This window comes from Roseburia sp. AM59-24XD (assembly GCF_003478445.1).
Taxonomy (GTDB): domain Bacteria; phylum Bacillota; class Clostridia; order Lachnospirales; family Lachnospiraceae; genus Jutongia.
Window position 1 is genome coordinate 66,335 of sequence record NZ_QUET01000023.1, and the last position, 6,113, is coordinate 72,447.

Genomic DNA, 6,113 nt, shown 5'->3' on the forward strand with positions numbered 1-6,113 from the left:
TATATTTATATAGTGTATCACAAATGGCTGGTATTTCATATTACTTTTGAAATACCAGCCATCAAAAACAGTAGGATTATTTTATTTCTTTGTCAGTTTCGTCACATAGCTGACAGGCAGGGCGCATACTCTGTCTACACGCTGCTCTGCACTGTAGAAGGATACTGATTCAAACACAATATAGATACGGTTTCCACTGATCGTGATCTCCTCGTTCATGGTCGGAACAGCAACGGTGCTGCGAACCTTTCCAAGAGAGATAATACCTTGGATGCCTTTTTCAGATTTGGCTTATACACATCCAGCTGATGCATGTAACCACGCTTCTTCGGATCTGTCTGACAGGATCTGGAAACGATCAGTCTGCCATTGGAAGAAAATGCGATTCCCTGTACACGCGTCGGCATGGAAATAGTCTTAAGCGGTGTCAGTTCCGGCTTTGATCCCTTCTTGGAAATCTTATAGCTTACCAGATATCCCGGCTTTAGCTCATCATAGGATGCAACCCAGAGAAGTTTTTTGTAATAAGTTACCGTAGCTGCCTGCTGTGGCAGTGTGATCTCTACGCCATAGGAGGAAAGTTCCAAATAAGGTGCTTCCTCATCCAGGGCTTTCTTGATCGTCTTAAAAGGGATACTGCGCAGTGTTTTTGCCTGCGTGATCCAGAGATTCTTGCCATCAAATGCAATACCGCCGGCATGCGATTTATTTGGTAGAATGATGGTAGTAACAAGCTCCTTGTCATCCTTTGTCAAAACGTAAACAACGGAGTTTTCCTCCCCCCGTCCGTCATACGCCGTCACGAAGAAATAAGACTTCGCTAACGTGATTCCCTGTGGAACCATTGTTCCACAGCCAAATTCTGCCACATTTGTATTGAGCATACCCGGAATTGCAAAGCTCTTTGCATAGTCAAGCTTTTTGCTGAAGTCTTTGTTCTTTTTGCAGGCCGCAGACTTCTTAAATAATGATTTACTCTTGTAAAGCTTTGGCTGGGTGCTTGTCGCACTGACCTCCATTGGGATTCCGGTCTTTTCTATGGATGCCTTGCTCTCATAGACCATTCCGTTATAAACGTTGTTACGATATGCTGTTACATAATATTTATAAATCTGATTGTTCTCCAGATTTGTATGGATAAACTTCTTATTGGACTTTCCTTCCAGCGTTGTCAACAGCACATACTGGTCATTCTGGTTGATGTATACATGATAACCGTTTGCGCCCGTTACAGCTGGCCAGGTCAGTCGTACTCGCTGATTACCACCTTTGATCGTAACCGTCGGCGCTGCCGGCAGAGAACAGGTAAATACTGCCGGTGACTCCTCACCGACATTTGCTTCCGTTCCTGCATATGCCACGATCTTATACTGATATGTCTTACCGGCACTCAGCGTGGTATCCTTATATTCACCGGTTGATGCAACACCGATCTTTTTGAAGTTTCCACCGGTTCCGGCACGATAAATGATATATCCTGTCGCAGACGGAATATCTGTCCAGCGAAGCACAACGCTTGTCGTTGTATTGTCGGAAATCGTAAAGTTCTCAACCTTCTCCGGCTTCGTAAATACCTGTGATGATACAACAAAATCGCTTCGACATGCGGTCTGATCGTTGACTGCGTAAAATGCAAAATAATACTCTTCACCGGCAGCAAGACCTGCAACCTGAATACTCGTTCCGGTTGTCACCGTATAGAAATCGTATTTTTCCTGAACCGTATCATACTTATAAACATAGTAACTTGTTGCATTCGGCACAGCCGACCACTGATACGCAATGGAATACTTGGTGATCTCTACGGCTGTCACTGCAGACATCACGATATTCGGATCAACTGTCACTGCTGCTCCGGATACAACGATTGTCGAGGTATCCTGCGGTCCTGTAGCCGCCTTTGCCTTCTCCGTCTGCCAGATTGCCGCAGACGATGTGATCTGCAGCATAAATAAAAGAACTGCCAGACCAAACGCCAATGTCTTGTAGTTTCTGATTTTCTTCATTTCATCCTCATTTCTGTACTGTATATTTTCCCCCTGACAAGACCGCCACAGTACAGGCAGTCTCTAAAACTTTCAGCCTAATATATCCAGAATACGCCCACAGGCGTCTCCTTTCATATTATCGTATTGAAATTTGACAAAATTTTGTCGTTTTGGTAAATTATCACAATTATTTTGCAAAAGCTCATACAATTCTGTCTGTGTATGCGCGATCTGCCCCGGCATCATGTTCTCATAATCAAAATAAAAGCCTCGGTCATATTCTGCAAGATCATACGCAAATAACAGGATCGGCTTGTCTAACAATGCATATTCCACCACCGAAGAGGAATAATCTGTGATAAACAGATCGGATACCAGATACAGATCTGTAATATCATTATAGTCTGTCATGTTATAGCAATATTTATTCTGTGGCAGATTTTCGACCGGAAATTTCGGATGCATGCGGATCAGTATGACCCATTCATCTCCAAGGATCTGATGGATCCGCTCTGCATCAAACCGATCCATGATCTGCCGGTTCTCCTCATCTGTTCTGCGAAATGTCGGCGCATAAAGTAAAATCTTCTTACTCGCAAGCTCCGGATATTTCTGATAAAAGCTGCTCTTCCTCTGACAGATCCTCTCCTCATCAAAATAAATATCTGTCACCGGAATCCCGGTCGGATAAATCCTCTCCGGCGGCACGGCAAACGCTTCCTCATAAAACGGCTTTACAGCCTGTGAGGTCACAAACAGATGTGTGATCTTCCGATTGGCACTTCTCACAACCTCTGCCACCTTCGGATCTGTCTCCGTAGAAAGTCCGAACCGCTTAAATGCTCCGGCTCCATGCCAGAGCTGCACAAACTGTGTATCACGCTTTGTTGTTCTCATATAACATAACGGAAGAAAATTATCATTCAGAAAAACCTTTCCCGCCCGCGCCATATGACAGGGATACACCACGAAAAACAAAAACGCATCATGAATACATCCCCACAACGATTTGCGCATTCCACTGTCCGGATTACGGAACAGATCTCTCTTGGCAAACGCTTCGCAGACATCGCCTGCTTTCCCTGAATATGCATTTTGTATTTCCTTTAAATTGCCATTGATTCCATGATTGTGACCATTCCACAGAATGATCCTGTGCGGATCCGGTTCGCAAAAAATGCTGCATATATTATAAACCCATGCAAATATCAAATAACCTATTGTTTCATATCAGTCTTCTTTTCTTTCTAAAGGCAGGCAGCTTGCTCGTTCCACCCAAAAACCGCCTGACACAAACATTCTTTTTTATTATACCAAATAACCTTACAAATACAAGTCACCGATTTTTCTTTGAAACATAAATTATCTGTAGCAGAAAATAAACTTCCGGAGGGTATCCCATGCAGCGAGTCGCATCACTTATTCATCTTCCTGCCGCACGCAGTCTGAATCTGACCGGTAAAGGAATCGGTATTGCCGTATTTGATACCGGAATCGGCAGGCATCCGGATCTGACACTGCAAGACAGCCGTCTAAAAGCCTTTGTGGATACCGTAAACCATCGTCCGGACTTTTATGATGACAACGGACATGGCACGCATATTACAGGAATCATCGCCGGAAACGGCAACGCCAGCCGAAAACGCTACGAGGGCATCGCTCCGGACAGCCATTTTGTCATGATCAAGATTCTCAACCAGAAGGGGGAGGGCAACATCGAAGATGTTCTTTCCGGAATCCGCTGGCTGCTCGCTCATTACAGACAATATAATATTCGGATCGTCAATATCTCTGTCGGAAGCAGCCGGGGCAGACATTTTGATGAAAATTCCCCTCTCGTCCGCGGCGTGGAAGCCCTCTGGGAGGAGGGGCTTGTCGTCCTGACTGCCGCCGGCAACCACGGTCCCTCTCCGCACAGCATCGGTGCTCCCGGCAACAGCCGCAAGATCATCACCGTCGGCGCCTCCGATGTAATGCAGACCGGCAACGGCAGAGATTATTCCGGGCGCGGTCCGACCGAAAGCTGTATCAAAAAGCCGGATATCGTTGCACCCGGTTCTAACATTATCAGCTGCCAGCCAATGCATACCTACTCTGCCCGCCTCTACGGCAGTTCCTATGACAGCATGTCCACAGGCAGGCTCTATCAGAGCCGCAGCGGTACCTCCATGTCAACGCCGGTTGTCAGCGGATGCATTGCTCTTCTTCTGCAGCAACGTCCATATCTTTCCAACCGTGAGGTCAAATTCCAGCTCAAAAAAACAGCAGTCGATCTCGGTTATGATCATTCCCGCCAGGGCTGGGGACTGATCCGGCTCGACCGCCTGCTGTATCTGTAAGCTGCTGTTTTAATTTATCCACTTTATTTTCGTAGAAAACGGTCAACCGTGTCGACAAATTCTCCCATTTGATTTTTGGAAAGCTGCGCATCAGCTCCCAGCGCATCTCCCTTCCTTCTCATGTCATCATTGATCAGCGAGGAGAAAATGATGATCGGAATCTCCTTTAACTCCGGATCCTCCTTCATCAGCTTCACCAGCCTGTGCCCATCCATCTGCGGCATCTCAATGTCTGTCACAACACACTGCACATGCTGCCGTAAGGTACCTTCCTTCTTATACTGCTGCAATAGGTTCCACATCTCCAAACCGTTATTTAACGGAATCACATTGACATATCCTGCCTTCGTCAGCGTATCATAGATCAGCATACTGAGCAGTCTGGAATCCTCTGCAAAAAGGATCGGAGCATGATTGGTCTCTCTGTTTTCCAGATTACCGGCTCCATGCATCGTCATTCCGATATCCGGTGCGATCTCTGCAACGATTGCCTCAAAATCCAGGATCAGCACAAGCTTTCCATCCAGATTCACAATACCGGTGATCATACTCTTCGACGAATTGCAGATCATACTGTCCGGCTGGATGATCTGTCCCCAGTTCACACGATGGATTCCCACCACACCATGCACATGAAAGCCGGTATTTACCATATTAAAATTGGTGATCAGAAACATATCCTGCGTTGGCTCATCCATCTGTTCCTTCATACCAAGTGCTCTTGCCAGATTCACCACTGTGATCGTCTCTCCACGGGTGCTGAATGCTCCCTCCACGTTCGGATGACTGTTCGGGATCGGTGTCAGCTCCTGACAAGTAATGATCTCCCGGATCTTTGCCACATTGATTCCATAGTAATTTCCGCCCACCATAAATTCCAGGATCTCAAGCTCATTTGTTCCGCTCTCTAATAAAATATTTGTATCCATTATCTTCCTCCATTATAGATTCCGTTCTATATATCTTTCTTTCCATTTTACAATAGCAACATTTCTTTTTCAAGACACTTTTGACTTCTCACCCGATATCGGATACAATAGAGCAGAATTTGCACCATAGCAGATATCTTATTTTGATAAAATACCACAGGAGGATTTTCCTATGAATAATATTATCTTGATCGGCATGCCGGGCTGCGGCAAAAGCACGATCGGCGTTGTCCTTGCTAAAAATCTTGGTTTTCGCTTTATTGACAGCGATCTGCTGATTCAGGAGCAGGAGCACCGTCTCCTTCATGAAATCATTGAACAGGACGGACTTGACGGCTTTAACCGAATTGAAAATCAGGTCAATGCTTCAATTGATACCGACTCATCCGTTATTGCAACCGGCGGAAGTGTTGTTTACGGTCATGAAGCAATGGCACATTTAAAGGAGATCGGAACCGTTCTCTACCTGAAACTTCCGGAAACGGAGCTTCAGAAACGTCTCGGCGACTTAAACCAGCGCGGTGTTGCGATCAAGGAGGGACAGAGTCTTCATTCTCTTTATCAGGAACGAATTCCTCTCTACGAAAAATATGCCGACATCACGATCGACTGCTCCGGCAGAGAGATCCGCGACTGTGTTTCCGAGATCAACAGGTTGCTTAGAAGCACCACGGACATTCTATAATATCTGCCATAAAATATCAATTTGCTTTGATCGTTACAATTATTTGAAACAAACACCTGCGTTAATCGAGTAGGAGGCGGTGACTAACCGCCGTCCTCTCACACCACCGTGCGTACCGTTCGGTACACGGCGGTTTCAATAGTTGACGTGCACAGACTGATAGGCTGTGGCT

At 45.8% G+C, this 6,113-nt stretch carries 6 protein-coding genes; 2 read left to right on the plus strand and 4 right to left on the minus strand.

Features of this window, described 5'->3' with window-relative positions; translation table 11 throughout:
* Positions 1 to 81: 81 nt before the first annotated feature.
* The 3 genes from DXA20_RS16225 to DXA20_RS11770 form a co-directional block, all read right to left on the minus strand.
* Positions 82 to 219: a hypothetical protein gene (locus tag DXA20_RS16225; RefSeq protein WP_158577225.1), complete on the minus strand. Its 138-nt coding sequence runs from the start codon at positions 217 to 219 to the stop codon at positions 82 to 84.
* On the minus strand, positions 216 to 2,006 hold the full coding sequence (locus DXA20_RS11765; RefSeq protein WP_118560990.1) for a fibronectin type III domain-containing protein: 1,791 nt from the start codon (positions 2,004 to 2,006) through the stop codon (positions 216 to 218). Before DXA20_RS11765 ends, DXA20_RS16225 begins: the two co-directional genes overlap by 4 nt.
* 72 nt (positions 2,007 to 2,078) lie before the next feature.
* A complete protein-coding gene (locus DXA20_RS11770; protein WP_118560992.1) occupies positions 2,079 to 3,200 on the minus strand; it encodes a CDP-glycerol glycerophosphotransferase family protein in 1,122 nt (373 codons plus the stop codon).
* A 188-nt stretch (positions 3,201 to 3,388) separates the two neighbouring features.
* Here DXA20_RS11770 and DXA20_RS11775 point away from each other — a divergent pair, with 188 nt between their 5' ends.
* Positions 3,389 to 4,327, plus strand: a complete 939-nt coding sequence (locus tag DXA20_RS11775) for a S8 family peptidase (protein WP_118560994.1) — start codon at positions 3,389 to 3,391, stop codon at positions 4,325 to 4,327.
* A gap of 23 nt (positions 4,328 to 4,350) precedes the next feature.
* Here DXA20_RS11775 and DXA20_RS11780 read toward each other — a convergent pair whose 3' ends face one another.
* On the minus strand, positions 4,351 to 5,256 hold the full coding sequence (locus DXA20_RS11780; RefSeq protein WP_118560996.1) for a chemotaxis protein: 906 nt from the start codon (positions 5,254 to 5,256) through the stop codon (positions 4,351 to 4,353).
* Between the two features lie 172 nt (positions 5,257 to 5,428).
* Between DXA20_RS11780 and DXA20_RS11785 the strand changes: the two genes are divergently transcribed.
* Positions 5,429 to 5,941: a shikimate kinase gene (locus DXA20_RS11785; RefSeq protein WP_022305078.1), complete on the plus strand. Its 513-nt coding sequence runs from the start codon at positions 5,429 to 5,431 to the stop codon at positions 5,939 to 5,941.
* Positions 5,942 to 6,113: the final 172 nt, after the last annotated feature.